The organism is Nocardia australiensis (genome assembly GCF_020733705.1).
Lineage (GTDB): Bacteria > Actinomycetota > Actinomycetes > Mycobacteriales > Mycobacteriaceae > Nocardia > Nocardia australiensis.
Map to the genome: position 1 here is coordinate 2,060,575 of NZ_JAJFZM010000001.1, position 19,384 is coordinate 2,079,958.

The window sequence follows — 19,384 nt, forward strand, 5'->3', positions numbered from 1 at the left end:
CACCCCGTCGGTGTCTCGAACGCTTCGTGATCGTGTCGCACGCCGCCTCCTAGACCATGCCGTCGGTAACGGGCAGCCCGAACTCGTGGGTGCCGTACATGACGTAGGCGCGCTCGGGATCGTTGGCCGCGTGCACCCGGCCGGCGTGCGCGTCACGCCAGAAGCGTTGCAGCGGAGTGCCGTTCGCGAGTGCGGTGGCGCCGGAGCTCTCGAAGAGTTTGTCGATCGACGCGATCGCCCGGCCGGTGGCGCGAACCTGATCGCGCCGAGCCCGCACGCGCAGGTCGAACGGAATTTCCTTGCCCGCGAGCAGCAGTGCGTACTCGTCGGCGACGTTGCCCGACAACTGCCGCCAGGCGGCGTCGATATCGCTGGACGCCTCGGCGATGCGCACCTTGGCGAACGGATCGTCCTTCGCCTTCTCGCCCGCGTAGGCGGCGCGCAGGCGCTTGCCCTGGTGTTCGACGTGCGCATCGTAGGCGCCGTAGGCCATGCCGACGATCGGCGTCGCGATGGTCGTGGGATGGATTGTGCCCCACGGCATCTTGTAGACGGGATCAGTGTTCTGTTCCAGGCCTGGCGACTTCAGCTCACCCATCGCGCGGAAGCTGAGGAATCGGTGCGACGGCACGAAAACCTCATCAACCACAACGGTATTCGAGCCGGTGCCGCGCAGGCCGACCACGTTCCAGACGTCGTCGACGCGGTAATCAGGACGCGGAATGAGGAAGCTGCCGAAGTCGACCGGCTTGCCATCCTTGATCACCGGGCCGCCGACCACCGCCCAGGTGGCGTGGTCGGAGCCCGAGGACCATGCCCACGCGCCCTTGACGATGTAGCCACCCTCGACCACCGTGCCCGCGCCCATCGGGGCGTAGGACGAGGAGATGCGAACGTCGGTGTCCTCGCCCCACACGTCTTCCTGGGCCTGCTGCGAATACAGCGCGAGATGCCAGTTGTGCACGCCGACAATGCCTGCCACCCATCCGGTGGACCCGCACGCGCTCGCGATCTTGCGGACGGTGTCGTAGAAGACCACCGGGTCGGCCGCGTGACCGCCCCACTGTTTGGGTTGCAGCAGCCGGAAGAAGCCGGTCTCCTGTAGCGCCTTGATCGATTCGTCGGGGATACGCCGCAGGTCCTCGGCTTCCTGCGCGCGCTCGCGCAGCGCCGGCAACAGCGCTTCAACCCGTTCGGTCACTTCTTGCGTCATCTCGGGACCCGCTCCTGCCTGGTCGGATTGATAACCGGTACTCATTTGCCTCTGAGACTAGAACAGGTTCTTATTTATGTCGAGAACGGGTGTGCATTGCAGGTCACAGATGAACATGTGCAGGAAGTGGGCTGAATCGCTGGCATGGAACGCGACATTTTTGTAACGTGTTCTAGTACAGAAGGAGGAATCGCAATGGCAGTTACCCCACCGCCGCCGAGCGACGCGCCCGGAGGCGGCAGCGCGCGTAACCATGGAGGGACCCGGGAGGTGGCAAAACCAGCACCGCTAGCCGGTGCGAAGGTTCGAGAGCTCGATGTGGGCTCCGCGCCGACCCGCTTTGCGCGGGGATGGCATTGCCTCGGCCTGGCGAAGTCGTTCCGTGACGGGAAGCCGCATGCCGTCGAGATATTCGGCACCAAGCTCGTCGTTTGGGCCGACAGCAATGACGAACTGCGGGTGCTCGACGCGTACTGTCGGCATATGGGCGGCGACCTGACCATGGGCGAGGTCAAGGGCGACGACATCGCCTGCCCGTTCCATGACTGGCGCTGGGGCGCCAACGGCAAATGCACCGCGATTCCTTACGCGCGGCGTGTACCCCCGTTGGCGCGCACCAGGAAATGGACGACGCTCGAGCGCAACGGTCAGCTGTTCGTCTGGCACGACCACGAAGGTAGCCAGCCGCCGCCGGAAGTCACCATCCCGCACATCGAGGGGCCCTACACCGACGCCGAGGGCAACCCGACCGAACAGCTCGACAGCGGCTGGACCGAGTGGACCTGGAACTCTCTGCTGATCGAGGGTGCGAACTGTCGAGAGATCATCGACAACGTGGTCGACATGGCGCACTTCTTCTACATCCACTACGCGTTCCCGACCTACTTCAAGAACGTTTTCGAGGGGCACATCGCCACTCAGTTCCTGGAGACCAAGGGGCGTCCGGATATCGGCATGGCCTCCAAATACGGCGGCGATACGCTGCTGAAATCGGAGGCGTCGTACTTCGGGCCGTCCTACATGATCAATCCGCTGATCAATATCTACAGCGGATACGAGGTCAAGAGCGTCCTGATCAACTGCCATTACCCGGTGTCGCAGGATGCTTTCGTCCTGCAATGGGGCATCACGCTGGAGAAGCCGCAGGGCGTCGAGGGCGAGATGGCCGACAAGCTGGCCAAGAAGATGGCCGAGGGTATCAGTCTCGGGTTCTTACAGGATGTGGAGATCTGGAAGCATAAGTCCAAGGTCGACAACCCGCTGCTGTGTGAGGAAGACGGCCCCGTCTACCAGCTGCGCCGCTGGTACGACCAGTTCTATGTGGACCTGGCCGACGTGACGGACAAGATGACGCAGCGCTTCGAGTTCGAGGTCGACACCACCAAGGCCAACGAGGCGTGGGAGGCCGAGGTCGCGGAAAACCTGCGCCGCAAGGCGGAATCTGATGCGGCCGAGGCCGCCGAGGCGGAGGCCAGCGTCTGATGACCACATGGGCGAAAGCACCCGACTTCGCCGACCAGCCGGCTCGACGAGCCGCGGTGCAGGCCCAGACCGTGGTCGACAAGCAACGCTATCTGGAAGAGGGCCTGACCCCGTTGCGGTGTCAGGCCTGCCAGAGCGAGGTGCTGGTGCGTAAGAGCAGTTCGCATCAGACCTCGGTGCAGTGGACCGAAAGCCCGGCCACGCACTGTCCTGTTTTCGCCAAACTGAGCGAGCAGGGCAGTGCGCCCGGGCGCCCGGATTCCTGCCCGGATCTGGAGAAGACCATCAAATGGGCGGTCGACGAGGGCGTACTCGAGGTTGTCGAGTAGCCCGGGATTGTCAAGATGTGCGAGCGCCGGGCTTCGCCGGTCCCAGCCATTGGTGCGGTTGACCGGTGACCGCCGCTATGCGGTCGAAGTCATGATCACGGTGCGGCAAGGTCAAACCGCGTAACTCCGCCGTGGCGGCGAGGACGAGGTCCACCGGCCCCGCGCTGCGATGCTCACCACGTTTTGTCAACTCTGCCTGGACTTCCCAGGCTCGAACGTAGGCCCGGTCATCCACCGGTTCCCAGCCGAAAAGCGTTCGCATGTCTTCGATATTCCGGTCCCTGTCGGACGCGGAGCGTGCACTGTAAAAGAACTCGAGTTCGACGATCGGGCACACCGCGATCAGCCCGGCCGCCGCGGCGCGTTGCCAGGCAAAACAATCGGGGTCGGGAGCACTCGATGACAGTGATGTGTACACATCGATGTGTACGCTCGAGGTATGTCCGAGATCAGTACTCGCGAACTACGCGCCAATATCGCCCAGTACATCGACGCTGCTCAATCCGGCGAAGAAGTGATCATCCTGCGTGATGGTGTGCCCGCTGCCGCGCTGGTGCCGCTGTCGGTGGTCGAAGCCGTCGACGCCGCCGAAGACGAATTGCTCGCACGCGAAGCCACCGCTCGTCTGGCCGCCGACGAACGCGTGTACAGCATGGCCGAGGTGCTGGCCGATATTTTCGAAGGGCGGAAGTGAAGTACACATTCGCGTTCCTCGAGTCGGCACGCCGGGAACTGCGCGACCTGTCGCAGCGAGACGCCATGCGGATCCTGACGGCGCTCACCATTCTCGGTGAGGATCCGTACGCGCAAGGCCCTGACGTGCGCAAGCTGAGCAATTTCGACGGCTATCGCCTGCGGGTCGGCAGGTTTCGCATCGTGTACCGCGTCGAAGACGATGTACTGGTGATCCTGGTCGTCAAGGTGGGATGGCGTAAAGATGTCTATCGGGGGTTGTGAGCGCGGCCGGGAAACCCAACTGCCACTTGATTGATCCGCACCTCCGTAAGCTACCGGCGCGAGGTGGATGGCTGTCGCGGCGAAGCCTTCCGATCAGGCGAAGGGCGACTTCGGACGTTCCTGGAGTTCGCCATCGAGATAGATATCGACCTTTTCGTTGTAGAAACAGGCGAGGCCGGCGACTTTCTGACTCTCCGGCAGCGGTGTGCGATAGCCCCACACGACATCCGGGTATTCCTTGTCGCCGATGCGGACAGTCCAGTAGGCGGCGGTGCCCTTGTATGGGCAGCTGGTGTGGGTATCCGACGGCTCGAGCAGGTCCATGCGGACATCCGGTAGCGGCAGGTAATACCTTGCGGGAAGACCGGTTTCGAACAGGATGCGCGGTGCATGCGAGTCGGCGACGGTGACGCCGTCGATTTCCACGCGCACGTGGCGGGAACTGGTCAGAATATCGACGCGCGAATACGGGTTGCGCGGATGCACGTAAACCGGTTCGTCCTCCTCGAACCATTCGCCCATCGAATTCCAGTCCAGCCGGACCAGATCATTGAGCTCGGTCAGCGGCGAATCGAGATACCGCAGCGCGGCGCCCGCGGCCGTAACGCCATCCACCACCACGTCGTACTCGGTCGCCTCACCCCGGCTGGGGGAGTGCTTCGAATTGCCGTTCGGTTCGAGCTTCGCCCGCAAATCCGCGGCGGGCAGATAGTAGGTCGGGTAGTGCGGGCTCTCCCACACCAATACCGGTCGCAGCGAATCGGCAACCAGCTGGCCGCCGAGATAGACCCGAACCCGCTTCTGACTGGCCTCGACCTTCACGCGCCCGCGATTGTCATCACCCATACCACTCGACGGTACTCCCGCCGCGAATCCCGCAGTCACAGGAGATCGGTGACGTCACGTTCCGAGCCTTGCCCGTCAGACACCGAAGGGTGTGCGGTCTATTTGGATGCGGTCAGTTTTATGCGATCCGGGTCGATGGGTACGCCACGGGAACGTAGGCGGTCCGCAGTTTCCCTCGTGGAAGGCCGAGGTGGTGCGGGCCACGCTGCCGCTCAGATGATCCAACAGACTTTTTGTCTTGTGTGCCACGCGGGCCAGCGGGTTACCGCCGAATTTGTCCACCATAGGTTGTCGAGATTGGTTGTCGAGCCACCTGCATGCCGGTCTGGATTGAAAGTGGCGGTTCGTGCAACTTCGAATACTGAGGGAGGAGCCAGTCTGGCAGGCACCTCAGCCTTTCTCATTGCTGGGAACAAAATGTCAGCGCTCCGCATGCGGCACGGCGCGTGGCGAGACCCCGATCCGCGGGGATCGGGGTCTCGATCTATGTCGCGGGTGAACGGATCTCGAGGGCGCTCACTCGTCGCCGATGGTGATGGCCTCCGCCTCTTGGACACTGTGCGGGGCCGGGTTGTGGTCGTCGATGTGGGCCAGGGCCGATCGGCCGATGACCAGGACAAGTACGCCGGCCGCGGTGCAGACGGCTCCTACCCAGAACGGGAGGCCGGTGCTGTGCTCGCCGAGTTTGCCCGCCAGGTAGGGGGCCACCGCGCCGCCGGCGAAGCGGACGAAGCTGTAGGCGGCCGAGGCGGTGGCGCGCTCCACGGGGGCGGAGATCATGACGGCCTCGGTGATGAGGGTGTTGTTCACACCGAGGAACAGTCCCGCGACGACGGTGCCGACGATCAACACGGTCTTGTTGTCGGAGAACATGCCCATGACCGCCAGGTCAGCGGCGAACAGTGCCAGTGCCGCACCCATCATCGGCAGCGTGCCGAACCGGCGTTGCAGGCGCGGTGCGAGGAAGACCGACGAGAGGGCAAGCAGGATGCCCCAGCCGCAGAAGATGAATCCAATGGCATAGGTGCCCATATCCAGCGGGAACGGAGTGTAGGCGAGCAGGGTGAAGAAGCCAAAGTTGTAGAGCAATGCGGTGATGCTGACCGTCAGCAGTCCGCGGTGACGCAATGCCTTGAAGGGGGCGGCCAGTGAGGTGTGCTTGGCCGGCTTCGGGCTCTCGGGCAAGAGGGTGACAATGGCGATGAATGCGATGGCCATCAGGACCGAAACACCGAAGAACGGTCCGCGCCAGCTGATTCCGCCGAGCACGCCGCCGACCAGCGGGCCGGTCGCGATGCCGATGCCGAGTGCGGCCTCGTAGAGGATGATGGCGCGGGCGACGCCGCCGGTAGCAGCGCCGACGATGGTGGCGAGGGCGGTCGCGATGAACAGCGCGTTGCCGAGACCCCAACCGGCACGGAACCCGACGATCTGGCCGACGGTGCCGGACATGCCTGCCAGCGCCGCGAAGACGATGATGATCGAAAGACCGGCCAGCAGTGTCTTTTTCGCGCCGAAGCGGCTGGAAACCACGCCGGTGATGAGCATGGCCACGCCCGTCACCAGCATGTAGCTGGTGAACAGCAACGACACCTGCGACGGCGAGGCATGCAACTGCTCACCGATCGGCTTGAGAATTGGGTCTACCAGGCCGATCCCCATGAACGCGATAACGCTCGCGAAGGCAACGGCCCATACGGCTTTGGGTTGACCGGTCTTCTCCGGCGCGCTCACTCCACTGTCGGAGCGAGATGGGGCCATGCTCATAGTAATGTCACCTCGATGTCGGATAGTGCTGTGGCGCAGTACTTTTCAGTGCGTCCAGCAGTTCGTTCAGATCTGTTTCCATTCGGGCGAGTCGGTCGGCGTCGAACTTGGACAGTCGAGTCGCGAGAGCGGTACCGAAGGCGCGGCGCGCGCGGTGCAGTCGGTCACGTCCGGCCGGGGTGAGTTCGACGACGACGGCCCGGGAATCTTCCGGGTCCTTGCGTCGGGACGCGTATCCGTCCGCGACGACTCTGCCGATCAGCGCCGTTGCCGCCGGTTGAGAGCATCGATCGATTCGGGCGAATTCGCTGACCCGTACCGCGCCGTGTTCTTCGAGCACCGCGAGTGCCCGCATGACGGCACGTGGTAAGTCATCGCTGCTGATCACCCTGGCCAGCCGGGTCAGCCGACCGGCGGTGACGAGTAGATTGACGACGCTGTCCTCTGCTGATGCCACCTGAGCCTGCTGCACCCGACTATTATTACATAGCCTAACTATGTATTGTATTTGAAATGTGTCACGAGGCTTCTACCTGCGGTGATGGGATGTCGGCGGGGCGTCGCCCGGTTCGACATCGACCACAATCTCCATCGCAAACCCGCTATCACCCAATGGTGCACGAGACGGTTCGAGTACTGGCGTGGCGGGAGGCGCGGAGCACGGAAACGTTGTGAGGGTTTCGCCGCATGGTGCGGGAGTGACGCGATCGGCGCACTGCGTCAATGGTCTTCCACTGCAAGAGATATCACTGCGCCGAAAGGACGACAAAGCAGTGTTTCGAACTGGACTGAGGTCGGGCTGGTGCCCGCCTCAGTCGTCTCGGAGCCATTGGTTGCGGGTAGGGCTGGTGCATATTCGGGCGCGGTGAGTTCAGGGCACTGCCACTGGTGGCGTTGGGGCAGGATGGGCACCGTGAATCTGGACCTGGACATCCTGATGTTTCTCGTCGGGCATCGAACAGCGGTGTTGACCACGTTGGCGCGGTCGGCGATGGATATCGGGACCGGCGATCTAGGGATAGCGCTCGCGGGACTGATGTTCGTGGGAGTGGTGGTCGCCGGGCGGTGGTGGCGGGAGGGGATCACGATCGGCGTCTCGGTGTTGGTAGCGCAGGCGTCGGCCAGGGTGTTGAAGCAGATCATCGCGCGGCCGCGGCCTCCCGAGGAGTTCGCGGTGGTCCAGGTCGGGGCCTTCTCGATGCCGTCGACCGTCGCCGCGATGACCGCGGCGCTCGCGGTGGCCGTGTACTCGGTCGTGCCGTGGCGAGCGGGGCGCCGGCGGTACGCCGGAGGACTGCTCGCGACAGGTGTCGTGGTGATCGGCTGCGCGATGGTCTATCTCGGGGCGCATTGGCCGACGGACGTGCTGGCCGGGTGGGGTGTGGGAGTGGTCGTCGGCGTGATCCTGGTTCGGTTGTCGCGGACCGTGAGCCGGCGGTACCCCATACTGGCGCCGACCACTGTCGAAGGTCCGGCAGAGGACCGGTAGTGGGTCTCATTGCGAGCGGCTTCACCACGCGGCGCTGCACTCCCGGCCGTCGAGTGGAATGGTCCGCAGCCGCTTCCGGCCGCGAGCTTACGGCGAACGGCTGCCGATAGCATCAGGAATCCGCACTGCCGAACAACGCACATTCGAACCAATCCATAACCAGCGCGGCCTCTGTGCGTCCGGCGGGATGTCGGTATCGAGCGTGGCGTGTAGGCACCTGCGCGGCGACAGGCGCGGAAATGAACGGTCGCGGACGCTGGAAGCACGGCATAAAGCCCGTTGTCGGGTCGGGCCTGACGCCTATCGGCATGAACATGGCAACACCTGAATTGGGTCAGGTGTTGCCATGTTCGTTTCGCTACGCCGAGTGTGGCGCTGTGGTTGAGGTCGGTCGAAGGGCTAGGCGGACTGTGCGAGTGGTCGGTGGGGGGTGCCGAATAGTTGGGTGTCGCCGTGGGCGCGTTTGAAGAACAGGTGAGCGTCGTGTTCCCAGGTGATCGCGATGCCGCCGTGTAGTTGCACGGTTTCGGCGACGATGGCGGTGAGTGCTTCCGAGCAGTGGATACGTGCGGCCCATACGTCTTCGGCGGCCGATGGGCTGGCCGAGGCGATGGCGGCGGTGGCTGCGTAGGAGGCGGATTTGGCGGATTCCAGTAGCACGTACATGTCGGCCATGCGGTGTTTGAGTGCTTGGAAGCTGCCGATCGGGCGGCCGAACTGTACTCGGGACTTGGTGTATTCGACTGTCATGTCCAGGCACTGTTGTGCGGCGCCGACTTGTTCGGCAGCCAGTGCGGCCCAGGCGATTTCGTGCAGTCGTGTGGTGACGGCCGCTGGATCGGCGGTGCCGAGTGCGCGCGCCGGGACCGCCGCGAAGGTGATCTCGGCGAGTTTTCGGGTCGGGTCCATGGTCGGGACGGTGCGGCGGGTGACGCCTGCCGCGGCGGCCTCGACCTCGAACAGCCCGGACGTCGTCAGCACGACGAGTGTATCGGCGCTCGCGCCATTGAGCACGTAATGGGCTGTGCCGGTGAGTGTTCCGTTCTCGGCATATACACCGGGTTCGTCCCAGCCGCGCGCGTCCGCCCAGCACACGGCAATGGTTCTGGTGCCCTCGGCGACCTCGGGCAGTAATCGGGCGCACGCGTCGGCGTCGCCCGACAGCAGTACTGCCTGTGCGCCGAGTACGGCCGAACCGATCATCGGGACATCGGCGAGGGTGCGCCCCAATTCGCCTACTACCAACAGTGATTCGGCGAGGGATGCACCGATGCCGCCGTACTCCTCGGGAATCGCCAGTGCCGCGACGCCGATCTGCTCACACAGCAGTCGCCACAGTGCCTCGTCGTAGCCGAGTTCGGTGGCCATGCCCGCGCGCACCGCGTCACGCCCGGCGTGCTTGGTGAGCAGTGCCCGCACGGAGGTGGTGAATTCCTGATGTTCGGGGCTGGTCATGCGATACCTCGCGAGGCTCGGTCGGCCGCCGCGCGCAGGGCGTGCGCGATCCGCGAGCGGTGCAGATCGGCGGTTCCCCATGCCGAGCGGAGTGCGGTGACTTTGGTCAGCCACAGCGACAGGTCATATTCGGCGGTGTAGCCGATGGCGCCGTGCACCTGGAGGGCGGCACGTGCGGCCTGGTACGCGGCGTCACCGCAGGCGATGACGGCCGCCGATACATCGCGGCTGCGGGTGGAATCGGCCATGGTGAGCGCGGCCCGATACAGCAGTGGCTCGGCCAGGTCGAGGCCGATGAGCACATCGGCCAGCTGCTGTTTGACGGCCTGGAATTCACCGATCGGCTTACCGAACTGCTTGCGCTGCTTGGCATATTCGGTGGCCGCGTCCAGCAGGGCGCGACCCGCGCCGAGCAATTGCGCGGCGGCGGCGAGCGCGCCGGTGTCGAAGGCCGCCGCAACGGCCTCAGATACCTGCGGACCTTCGGCGACGGTGTCGTCGGGTTGGACGCTGAACAGGCGGCGGGCCGGATCGACCGACCGCACCAGACCGGTACGGTGCGCGGTGCACAGTTTGTCCCCGTCGGCGATCAATACGACCTCGGCGGTGTCGGCGTCCAAGGCGACGGTGCGCTGATCCGGCGCGGCGAATGCCAGGGTGCCGAGTGCCTTCCCATCCGCGAAGCCGGGCAGCCATCGTCCGGCGGGCCCCGCGTCCGGAAGTCCCTGCAACAGTGCGGGAATCGCGGCGGCGGTCTCGACCAGTGGGCCGGGCGCGGCGGCGCGGCCGACCTCGACGAAGGCGACGACCAGATCGATCGGATCGGCCCCGATCCCACCGTGCTGTTCCTCGACGGCGAGGCCGAGCACACCGGCACCGGCCAGCTGCCGGATCAGTGTGCGGCCGGGGCGCGGATCACCGGACGCCCAGGAGCGCACCGCGGCGGGCGTGCGCCCGGCATCGAGCAGCTTGCGCACACTGGTGCCGAAGTCGACTTGTTCCGGGCTGAGCGCGAATCTCATCGAGCCCTCCTTTGCATACGCGACTCCCGCGTCGCGGAAGCGGACCGATCGATGACTCGAGACGGGACGTTGGACAGGTATCGCGCTCTCATCGGCTGCTCCCTCTCGGCAATCCGAGCAGCCGCTCGGCGATGATATTGCGCTGAATCTCGTTGGTACCGGCATAGATCGGCCCGGACAGCGAGAACAGGTAGCCGTCGGTCCACGGTCCGGAGTGTTCGGCGGCGGCGCCGAGCACCTCCAGCGCGGTCTCGTGCATGGCGATATCGAGCTCGGACCAGAACACCTTGGTGATCGACGATTCGGCGCCGAGCTTGCCGCCCTCGTTCAGCCGAGTAACCGTGCCGAAGGTGTGCAACCGGTAGGCCTCACTGCCGATCCACGCGTCCACCACCGCATCTCGCTGGCTGGTGTTGGCAGCGTCACCGGTCTCGAGCCACAGGTCGGTCAGCCGCTGTGCGGTGGCGGTGAACCGGCCGGGGCTGCGCAGTGACAGGCCGCGCTCGTTGCTGGAGGTGCTCATGGCAACGCGCCAGCCGTCGTTCGGTTCGCCGATCACATCGCGATCGGGTACGAAGACGTCATCGAGGAAGATCTCGGCGAAGCCGGGTTCGCCGTCGAGCTGGGGGATCGGACGCACCGACACGCCGTCGGCCGACAGCGGGAACATCACATAGGTGAGTCCGCGATGCCGCCCCCGGCGGCTGCGGTCAGGCCCGGAGGCGGCAGCGCCCGTAACCACGGCGGGCCCCGCATCCGCCGCATCGGACACAGCCTCCGGATCGCTGCGGAACAGCCCGAAAGCCCAGTCCGCGAACGATGCTCGCGAACTCCAGGTCTTCTGGCCGCTGAGCAGCCAGCCGCCCTGGGTGCGGCGTGCGGTGGAGCGGATTCCGGCAAGATCGCTGCCCGCCTCGGGTTCCGACCAGGCCTGTGCCCAGATATCGTCGCCGCGCGCCATCCTGGGCATGATGCGCTCGAGCTGCTCGGGCGTGCCGTGCTCGAAAAGTGTTGGCGCCAGTAGGAATATACCGTTCTGGCTGACGCGTCCCGGTGCACCTGCCGCGTAGTACTCCTGCTCGAAAAGCACCCATTCCAGCAGTGAGGCGTCGCGGCCGCCGTACTCCGGCTGCCAGGAGACCACCGAGAGGCGGGCATCGGCGAGGGTACGTTCCCATTGACGGTGCGCCTCGAAACCGGACTTGGTATCCATCGAGGGCAGCGGTGTGGTGGGCTTATTGGCGGCCAGGAATTCGCGGACCTCCCGCTGGAATTCCTGGGTCGCCTGGTCGAGATCCAGATCCACTACGTTGTCCCGTTCTGCTCGGCTGGGGCGGTACTCGCCGTGGCCTTCATCGTTTTGGCATTCATGCCGCCGAGCGAGTCGGCGCCGACTTCGGCATTGTGGGCGTGCGCGAAGTGATGCAGGCCGAAAACCGAGTCCATGCCCGTGCGCATGCCCATCTGATCCTCGGCCTGGTTCACGGCCTTCTTGGTCAGCGCCAGCCCGAATTGCGGCATGGTCGCGATCTTTTCGGCCAGTGCGAGGGTTTCGTCTTCGAGCTCGGCGCGCGGCACCACTCGGTTGACCATGCCCCATTCCTTGGCCTGTGCCGCACCGAAGCGGTCGCCGGTGAACAGGAACTCCTTGGCCGCGCGCGGACCCATCACCCACGGGTGCGCGAAGTACTCGACACCCGGAATACCCATGCGAACAACAGGATCGGAGAAGAACGCGTCGTCGGAGGCGACGATCAGATCGCATACCCAGGCGAGCATGAGCCCGCCCGCGATGCACGCGCCCTGCACCATCGCGATGGTCGGCTTGGGAATTTCGCGCCAGCGACGGCACATGCCGAGGTAGACCTCGAGCTCACGCGCGAAACGCTGATCGCCACCCACCTTGTCGACGTGGTCCCACCACAGCGTCGCCTTGTTCGGGTAGCGCACATGGTGATCCCGGCCCGGGGTGCCGATATCGTGACCGGCGCTGAAGTGTTTTCCGTTGCCCGCCAACACGATCACGCCGACCTCGGGGTCCTCGACGGCACGCTCGAACGCGGCATCGAGGGCGTAGGTCATCACCGAGTTCTGTGCGTTGCGGTAGTCGGGCCGATTCAGCGTGACAATCGCGACCCGGCCCCGCCGCTCATAGGTGACGACATCACCCTCGTCAGGAACACCCGCTTCGTCCGACATTACGACTTCTCCTCACGTAGTTGACGTTTCAGCACTTTCCCGGCGGCGCTGTAAGGCAGCTGGTCGCGGAATTCGATGAACCGCGGCACCTTGAAGTTCGCGAGCACGGTGGTGGCATGGGCACGCACTTGCTCATCGGTCAGCTCGGCACCGGGCTTGCGCACGACGTATGCCTTGCCTACTTCGCCCATCCTGGTATCCGGAACGCCGATGACAGCGGATTCGGCCACGCCGTCCAGTCGCGCGATGGCCTGCTCTATTTCGGCCGGATACACGTTGAAACCGCCGGAGATGTACATGTCCTTGAGCCGGTCGGTGATCCGCAGGTAGCCGCGCTCGTCGAGGGTGCCGATATCACCGGTGTGTAGCCAGCCGTCGGCATCGATGGTTTCGGCGGTGCTTTCGGGATCGTCGAGGTAGCCGCGCATGACATTCGGTCCGCGCAGCAGCACCTCGCCGTCCGGGCCGATCCGCAGTTCGAAGTCGGCGATGGGACGGCCGCAGGTGCCCGCGATGGTCGCGGCGTCGTCGTCGGCGCGGCACATGGTGCCGAACCCGGATGCCTCGGACAGGCCGTAAGCGGTGATGACGACATCGAAGTCGAGCTCCGAGCGCATCCGCTCCACCAACACCACCGGCACCGTCGCCGCGCCCGTCACCGCGACCCGCAGGGTACTCAGGTCGAAGCTGTCGCGATCGGGGAAGTCCACGATGCTCTGATAGATGGTCGGCGGCCCGGGCAGCACCGTAATCTGCTCCTGGCTCACCAGCCGCATAGTGGCCGGTACGTCGAACACAGCCTGCGGAATGATCGTCGCGCCGGTGACCAGGCAGGCCAGGATGCCCGCCTTGTAGCCGAAGTTGTGGAAGAACGGTGTGACTACCAGATAGCGGTCGGAGCCGGTGAGAGTGCTGCATTCGGCCCAGGCGCGAACCACCGACAGCGCCTGCCGGTGCGCGACGAGGGTGCCCTTGCTGCGTCCGGTGGTGCCGGAGGTGAACAGAATGTCGGAGATGTCCTCCGGGCTGACCGATTCCGCGCGCTCGCCGGCTTCTTCGACCGTGACGGATTCGGCGATTCCGGCCAGCCGAGACCAGTCGAGCGCGTCGGCGTCGTTGGTTGTGGTGCCCGCCTCGACCGGGATGACGACCACGGTGTCGATCTTCAGTTCCGGTGCGGCGGCACGTAGTTCGGCGAGGCGGTCGCGGCCGAGGAAGGTGCCCGCGATGAACAGCGCCTTCGCCTCGACCCTGGCCAGCACGTCGGCGGCCTCGTCCGCGACATAGCGGGTATTGAGCGGCACCAGCGCCGCGCCGGTGTAGTGCGCGGCCAGCGCGGCGATGACCCAGTGGTGGGTGTTGGGCGCCCACATGGCGACCCGGTCGCCCCGCTGCACGCCGCGGGCGATCAGCGCCCGCGCCACCTCCTGAACCGCTGCCAGCAGCTGCGACCAGTCGAGCCGGACCGCGCCGTCGCCGAGGGCGGGCGCGGCGCCGAAGGTGCGCGCGGCGTGGTGCAGTGCCATGGGGGTTGTTTGTGCGGGGGGTGTCACGGTTGTCCTCACCGTCGGCGGGGTCTTTTTGCGCTGTCTGCTCGATCAAAGTTGCCAGGCTCTAACAAAGCAAGTGCTTGGTAGGTTATCCTACCGGCGTGGTTGCGATCCAGACCTCAGATTCCGACACTGCCGCATCGGACGCGCGGTTTTCCGCAGAAGTGCGCGAGTGGTTGGAAGAGAATCTCAACGGAGAATTCCGCGAACTGCGCGGACTAGGCGGTCCGGGCCGGGAACACGAGGCGTTCGACGAACGCCTCGCCTGGGACCGGCACCTCGCCGCGTCCGGCTGGACCTGCCTCGGCTGGCCCAAGGAATACGGCGGACGCGAGGCGACGGTGCGCCAGCAGGTGATCTTCCACGAGGAGTACGCCAAGGCCAATGCGCCCGCCCGGGTCTCGCATGTCGGCGAGGAACTACTCGGGCCGACGATCCTCGCTTTCGGCACCGAAGAGCAGAAGGCGAGATTCCTGCCCGGCGTCCGGAATGTGACCGAACTGTGGTGCCAGGGCTACTCGGAACCAGGCGCGGGCTCGGACCTGGCGGCCATCACCACCAGCGCCCACCTCGACGGCGACGAATGGTCGATCAACGGCCAGAAGATCTGGACCTCACTGGCTCACGTCGCCGACTGGTGTTTCGTGATCGCCCGCACCGAGCGCGGCTCGACCCGCCACAAGGGGCTGTCCTACCTGCTGGTTCCCATGAACCAGCCGGGTATCGAGGTCCGCCCGATCATCCAGCTGACCGGAACCTCGGAGTTCAACGAGGTCTTCTTCGACAACGCTCGCACCGATGCCGACCTGGTAGTCGGCGCACCGGGCGACGGCTGGCGCATCGCCATGGGCACCTTGACCTTCGAACGTGGCATCTCCACCCTCGGCCAGCAGATCAGATTCGCTCGCGAACTGGCCGACGTCGAAGCCCTCGCCCGCCGTACCGGTGCCGCCGACGATCCGCTGATCGCCGACCGGATCGACCGTGCCTGGGTGGGGCTGCGGGTGTTGCGTGCGCACGCCCTGCGGACCATGGAGGGCACCGGCGCCGATGATGGGGGACAGGCATCGGTCTCCAAGCTGCTGTGGGCCAATTGGCATCGCGGCCTCGGCGAACTCGCCATGGCAGTGCTCGGCCCGGCCGGTCTGGTCGCCGACGAAGACGATCTCAACGAATGGCAGCGGCTATATCTGTTCACCCGCGCCGACACCATCTATGGAGGATCGAACGAAGTGCAGCGCAACATCATCTCCGAGCGTGTGCTCGGCCTGCCACGGGAGGCACGTCCATGAGTGCGACATCGCAGAGTGATTCAGTGGCGGATAGTGGTCAGGCGACGGGCGGGCATGGTCCATTATCCGCCGCGCCCCAGCCCGTTTCCGGTCACGGTCTGCTGACCGGCCGCACCGCGGTGATCACCGCGGCCGCGGGCACCGGCATCGGCTCGGCCACCGCGCGCAGGCTGTTGTCGGAGGGCGCCGATATCGTCGTATCCGATTGGCACGAGCGACGTCTCGGTGAAACCGAGGTCGAGCTGAAGGCCGAATTCCCGGATCGCCGGGTGGCCTCGATTGTCTGTGATGTGCAGAGCACCGAGCAGGTGAACGAGCTGATCCGCGGCGCCGCAACGGCTTTGGGTCGCATCGACATCATGGTCAACAATGCCGGGCTCGGCGGCGAGACCCCGGTTGTCGATATGACCGACGAGCAGTGGGATCGCGTCCTGGACATCACGCTCAACGGCACCTTCCGCTGCACCCGCGCCGCGCTCGGCTATTTCCGCGAGGCGGGGCACGGCGGCGTGATCGTGAACAACGCCAGTGTTCTGGGCTGGCGCGCGCAATACGGCCAAGCTCACTACGCCGCGGCCAAGGCCGGTGTGATGGCGTTAACTCGTTGCAGTGCAATCGAAGCCGCCGAACTCGGCGTGCGTATCAATGCCGTCGCGCCGAGCATTGCCAGACACGCCTTCCTGGACAAGGTCAGCTCGACCGAACTGCTCGACCGGCTGTCGGAAGGTGAGGCATTCGGGCGGGCGGCGGAGCCGTGGGAGGTCGCGGCGACGATTGCGATGCTGGCGAGCGATTACACGACGTACTTGACCGGCGAAGTGGTTTCGATCAGCAGCCAGCGCGCCTGAACACTCCCCGCTGACCAGCCGAAAAACGGTGGCCCGTTGCGCGGCCGGGTGTGCCATGCTTGGAGAGGTCGTATCCCGCACTCTCCAAAAGGGGCGATGGCTATGGGGCTCGATCGCCCACAGGCCCGCGAACAACTGGAACTCGAATTGGTGCGCGAAGTGGTGCTGGCCAGGCGCCGTCTGGACAGCTTGGTATTCGCGGCGCTGACGCTCGGCGCCGAGCTGACGCAACTACCCGAGCGGGCGACCGCGACCAGGGCCGCGCAAATCCTGGACCGATACGCCGTCGACGAGAATGAGATCGCACGCGATCCACGTGCCGCGTTGCGCGCGGATATAGCCCGCGATAACGAGCGAGCCTGCCGGATCGGCCTGCGCGGGCAACCTCGTGCGGTGTCGTCCGAGCAGGACCGGCACCGAGCGCGGCAGGCGGCTCTGTTGAGTGAGGTGCGCGCCGATCTACTCGAGGTCGTACGCAAATGCCGGAAGTTCCGGTTCGATCGAGTCGCGTTCGCCGACGAGATCGCGCAGGGGCTGTGCGCGGCCACCGACAAGCTGGTGGTCGGTGCGGATACGGACACCTATGCGGCATGGCAGCGCGGCATGGTGCTCGCGCTGAAGGAAGAACCGGTCGAGTTCGGGCCGCCACGAGTAATGGCGACGGTGGATGCCGGGCCGGGCCGTGGCCACGTCACCGTCGAATGGGATAGCTGCGAGCGGCGATTGGCACTGGTCGCGAGGATGGCGCGTGCGGGGATTTCGCCGGTTCTCATCTGTGATCGGCTGATTGCGGACCTGTCCACCGCGTCTCCGCTGAGATATGTACTGCGGGGTGTCTGATTTGGTGTGCTTATCTGCCGCTGACGCGAGTTGGGCGCGGACCTTTGTGCTGGTCTCGCTGCGCTCGAGTTGCGGTAGTGGAGTAAGACGGTTCAGATGGGCATAGACCAAGCAAATGCTTGGTTGTATTATGGCTGATGTGACCGCACCAGACGTCTCGAAATCAGCACGGCGCAATGAACTGCTCGCGCTGGCGGCCGAACTGTTCGCCGAGCGGGGATTGCGCGCGACGACTGTGCGCGATATTGCCGATGCGGCCGGGATCCTATCCGGGAGTCTCTATCATCACTTCGATTCCAAGGAGTCGATGGTCGACGAGATCCTGCGCGGGTTCCTCGACGATCTGTTCGGGCGCTATCGAGAGATCGTCGCCTCGGGACTGAGTTCGCGAGATACCTTGGAAGCCTTGGTGATTGCCTCCTATGGGTCCTTCGACCGCTCGCATGCGGCGGTGGCGATCTATCAGGCCGAGGCCAAGCGGCTGCGCTCGTCGGAGCGGTTCACCTATATCGCCGACTACAACCGTGAGTTCCGCGAGCTCTGGCATCAGGTGCTGACCAACGGTGTGCGCGAGGGCAGCTTCCGTGCGGAACTCGACGTCGAGCTGGCGTATCGCTTTCTACGCGACACCGTTTGGGTCGCGGTGCGCTGGTACCAGCCCGGTGGCCACATCACTGTCGACACTCTTGCCAAGCAATACCTGACCATCGTGCTGGACGGGCTCACCGTGCCTGAGCACACCGCCGCGCTTGCGCAAACCAAGTAGGAGTTCCCAGATGTCAGCACCTTCCCGCCGTCCTTACACCCCGTTGCGCGATGCCTATGTGATCGACGCGGTGCGTACCCCGGTCGGCAAGCGCAATGGCGCACTGGCCGCGGTGCACCCCGCTGATCTCGGCGCGGCCGCGATGCGCGGTCTGCTGGACCGCACCACCATCGACCCGGCGGTAGTCGATGACGTGATCGTCGGCTGTGTCGACAACGTCGGCCCGCAGGCGGGCAATATCGGCCGCACGGCATGGCTCACCGCCGGTTATCCGGAGGAAGTTCCAGGCGTGACGGTCGACCGTCAATGCGGGTCGAGCCAGCAGGCCATCAATTTCGGCGCGCAGGCCATTATGAGCGGCACTGCCGAGGTGATCGTCGCGGGCGGTATCCAGAACATGAGCGCCATCCCGATTTCCGCGGCCATGCTCGCGGGCAAGGCGTACGGATTCGACTCGCCGTTCGTCGGTGCGATCGGTTGGGATCACCGCTACGGCACCGGCGAGGTTACGCAGTTCAACGCCGCGCAAATGATCGCCGATAAGTGGAACATCAGCCGAGAAGAGATGGAGCGCTGGGCATTGCGCAGCCACGAGCGGGCGCGCGATGCCATCAAGAACGGCCGTTTCGATCGTGAGATCGTGCCGGTCGATGACTTCTGGATCGACCAGTGCCCGCGCGAAACCACCCTCGAGAAGATGGCGTCGCTGCCGGTGCTCGCCGAGGGCGGCACGCTCACCGCGGCGGTCGCCAGTCAGATCTCCGACGGTGCCAGCGCTACGCTGCTTGCCTCCGAATGGGCCGTCGAGGAATACCGATTGCGCCCGCGCGCCCGCATCCATCACGTGAGTGCCCGCGCCGCCGATCCGATCATGATGCTGACCGGCCCCATCCCGGTGACCAAGTGGGCGCTGGAGAAGTCCGGGCTGACCATTGACGATATGGATGTCGTGGAAATCAACGAGGCATTCGCCTCGGTGGTACTCGCCTGGCTGAAGGAGACTGGCGCAGACCCGGAGAAGGTCAACGTCAACGGTGGCGCGATCGCCCTCGGCCACCCGCTCGGTGCCACCGGCGCAAAGCTTTTCGCGACTCTGCTCAACGAACTCGAGCGCGTCAACGGCCGCTACGGACTGCTCGTCATCTGCGAGGGCGGCGGCACGGCCAACGCCACCATCATCGAACGGCTCTGATCCGCCTCTTTCGAATAATCGGGCCGGCCGCGGGGGCGATGTGGTGGTGGGTGCGCCGAATCGTACCCGTTATCGATGTGCTCCTGTGATCAGTCGTCGACGAGAACCCGATGCTGCCCGGAAGCGATTCCAGGGGA

20 protein-coding genes are annotated in these 19,384 nt (G+C 65.2%); 10 read left to right on the forward strand and 10 right to left on the reverse strand.

Going from position 1 to position 19,384, the window contains the following annotated elements; all coding sequences use genetic code 11:
* Nucleotides 1–49: 49 nt before the first annotated feature.
* The gene (gene hsaA / locus LKE06_RS09345) at nucleotides 50–1,213 is read right to left on the reverse strand and encodes a 3-hydroxy-9,10-secoandrosta-1,3,5(10)-triene-9,17-dione monooxygenase oxygenase subunit (RefSeq protein WP_227998206.1); all 1,164 of its coding nucleotides are present in this window, start codon (nucleotides 1,211–1,213) and stop codon (nucleotides 50–52) included.
* A 195-nt stretch (nucleotides 1,214–1,408) separates the two neighbouring features.
* On the opposite strand from hsaA, the gene LKE06_RS09350 reads away from it, so the two are divergent.
* Nucleotides 1,409–2,695: a 3-ketosteroid-9-alpha-monooxygenase, oxygenase component gene (locus tag LKE06_RS09350; RefSeq protein ID WP_227998207.1), complete on the forward strand. Its 1,287-nt coding sequence runs from the start codon at nucleotides 1,409–1,411 to the stop codon at nucleotides 2,693–2,695.
* On the forward strand, nucleotides 2,695–3,024 hold the full coding sequence (locus tag LKE06_RS09355; RefSeq protein WP_227998208.1) for a hypothetical protein: 330 nt from the start codon (nucleotides 2,695–2,697) through the stop codon (nucleotides 3,022–3,024). Before LKE06_RS09350 ends, LKE06_RS09355 begins: the two co-directional genes overlap by 1 nt.
* A 10-nt stretch (nucleotides 3,025–3,034) precedes the next feature.
* Here the strand turns inward: LKE06_RS09355 and LKE06_RS09360 are convergent, their stop codons facing one another.
* Entirely contained in the window at nucleotides 3,035–3,442 is a 408-nt protein-coding gene (locus LKE06_RS09360; protein ID WP_227998209.1) for a PIN domain nuclease, read from the reverse strand.
* 21 nt (nucleotides 3,443–3,463) lie between these two features.
* On the opposite strand from LKE06_RS09360, the gene LKE06_RS09365 reads away from it, so the two are divergent.
* Both LKE06_RS09365 and LKE06_RS09370 read left to right on the forward strand, forming a co-directional pair.
* Nucleotides 3,464–3,718 carry a type II toxin-antitoxin system Phd/YefM family antitoxin gene (locus LKE06_RS09365; RefSeq protein WP_227998210.1) on the forward strand — a complete coding sequence of 85 codons (255 nt, stop codon included), beginning with the start codon at nucleotides 3,464–3,466 and terminating at the stop codon, nucleotides 3,716–3,718.
* A complete protein-coding gene (locus LKE06_RS09370) occupies nucleotides 3,715–3,981 on the forward strand; it encodes a type II toxin-antitoxin system RelE family toxin (RefSeq protein WP_227998211.1) in 267 nt (88 codons plus the stop codon). Before LKE06_RS09365 ends, LKE06_RS09370 begins: the two co-directional genes overlap by 4 nt.
* A 93-nt stretch (nucleotides 3,982–4,074) precedes the next feature.
* Here the strand turns inward: LKE06_RS09370 and LKE06_RS09375 are convergent, their stop codons facing one another.
* The 3 genes from LKE06_RS09375 to LKE06_RS09385 form a co-directional block, all read right to left on the reverse strand.
* Nucleotides 4,075–4,827 (reverse strand): DUF427 domain-containing protein, encoded by a 753-nt coding sequence (locus LKE06_RS09375; RefSeq protein WP_227998212.1) that lies wholly within the window; start codon nucleotides 4,825–4,827, stop codon nucleotides 4,075–4,077.
* Nucleotides 4,828–5,343: 516 nt separating this feature from the next.
* On the reverse strand, nucleotides 5,344–6,594 hold the full coding sequence (locus LKE06_RS09380) for an MFS transporter (RefSeq protein WP_227998213.1): 1,251 nt from the start codon (nucleotides 6,592–6,594) through the stop codon (nucleotides 5,344–5,346).
* 7 nt (nucleotides 6,595–6,601) lie between these two features.
* Nucleotides 6,602–7,051, reverse strand: a complete 450-nt coding sequence (locus LKE06_RS09385; protein ID WP_227998214.1) for a MarR family winged helix-turn-helix transcriptional regulator — start codon at nucleotides 7,049–7,051, stop codon at nucleotides 6,602–6,604.
* Nucleotides 7,052–7,507: 456 nt separating this feature from the next.
* On the opposite strand from LKE06_RS09385, the gene LKE06_RS09390 reads away from it, so the two are divergent.
* Nucleotides 7,508–8,083 (forward strand): phosphatase PAP2 family protein, encoded by a 576-nt coding sequence (locus LKE06_RS09390; RefSeq protein WP_227998215.1) that lies wholly within the window; start codon nucleotides 7,508–7,510, stop codon nucleotides 8,081–8,083.
* Nucleotides 8,084–8,482: 399 nt separating this feature from the next.
* On the opposite strand, the gene LKE06_RS09395 is transcribed toward LKE06_RS09390, so the two are convergent.
* The 5 genes from LKE06_RS09395 to LKE06_RS09415 form a co-directional block, all read right to left on the reverse strand.
* Nucleotides 8,483–9,538 carry an acyl-CoA dehydrogenase family protein gene (locus tag LKE06_RS09395; protein WP_227998216.1) on the reverse strand — a complete coding sequence of 352 codons (1,056 nt, stop codon included), beginning with the start codon at nucleotides 9,536–9,538 and terminating at the stop codon, nucleotides 8,483–8,485.
* Nucleotides 9,535–10,560: an acyl-CoA dehydrogenase family protein gene (locus LKE06_RS09400; protein WP_227998217.1), complete on the reverse strand. Its 1,026-nt coding sequence runs from the start codon at nucleotides 10,558–10,560 to the stop codon at nucleotides 9,535–9,537. Before LKE06_RS09400 ends, LKE06_RS09395 begins: the two co-directional genes overlap by 4 nt.
* A gap of 88 nt (nucleotides 10,561–10,648) precedes the next feature.
* Nucleotides 10,649–11,866 (reverse strand): acyl-CoA dehydrogenase family protein, encoded by a 1,218-nt coding sequence (locus LKE06_RS09405; RefSeq protein WP_227998218.1) that lies wholly within the window; start codon nucleotides 11,864–11,866, stop codon nucleotides 10,649–10,651.
* The gene (locus LKE06_RS09410) at nucleotides 11,866–12,759 is read right to left on the reverse strand and encodes an enoyl-CoA hydratase (RefSeq protein WP_227998219.1); all 894 of its coding nucleotides are present in this window, start codon (nucleotides 12,757–12,759) and stop codon (nucleotides 11,866–11,868) included. Before LKE06_RS09410 ends, LKE06_RS09405 begins: the two co-directional genes overlap by 1 nt.
* Nucleotides 12,759–14,312 carry a FadD3 family acyl-CoA ligase gene (locus tag LKE06_RS09415; protein ID WP_372477312.1) on the reverse strand — a complete coding sequence of 518 codons (1,554 nt, stop codon included), beginning with the start codon at nucleotides 14,310–14,312 and terminating at the stop codon, nucleotides 12,759–12,761. The genes LKE06_RS09410 and LKE06_RS09415 overlap by 1 nt, the downstream gene beginning before the upstream one ends.
* A 98-nt stretch (nucleotides 14,313–14,410) precedes the next feature.
* On the opposite strand from LKE06_RS09415, the gene LKE06_RS09420 reads away from it, so the two are divergent.
* From LKE06_RS09420 to LKE06_RS09440, 5 genes are all read left to right on the forward strand, one after another.
* Entirely contained in the window at nucleotides 14,411–15,601 is a 1,191-nt protein-coding gene (locus tag LKE06_RS09420) for an acyl-CoA dehydrogenase family protein (RefSeq protein WP_227998221.1), read from the forward strand.
* Nucleotides 15,602–15,624: 23 nt separating this feature from the next.
* Nucleotides 15,625–16,449 carry an SDR family oxidoreductase gene (locus LKE06_RS09425; RefSeq protein WP_227998222.1) on the forward strand — a complete coding sequence of 275 codons (825 nt, stop codon included), beginning with the start codon at nucleotides 15,625–15,627 and terminating at the stop codon, nucleotides 16,447–16,449.
* Nucleotides 16,450–16,551: 102 nt separating this feature from the next.
* A complete protein-coding gene (locus tag LKE06_RS09430; protein WP_227998223.1) occupies nucleotides 16,552–17,289 on the forward strand; it encodes a hypothetical protein in 738 nt (245 codons plus the stop codon).
* Nucleotides 17,290–17,419: 130 nt separating this feature from the next.
* Nucleotides 17,420–18,055, forward strand: a complete 636-nt coding sequence (locus tag LKE06_RS09435; protein ID WP_227998224.1) for a TetR/AcrR family transcriptional regulator — start codon at nucleotides 17,420–17,422, stop codon at nucleotides 18,053–18,055.
* 10 nt (nucleotides 18,056–18,065) lie between these two features.
* Entirely contained in the window at nucleotides 18,066–19,247 is a 1,182-nt protein-coding gene (locus LKE06_RS09440) for an acetyl-CoA C-acetyltransferase (RefSeq protein ID WP_372477313.1), read from the forward strand.
* Nucleotides 19,248–19,384: the final 137 nt, after the last annotated feature.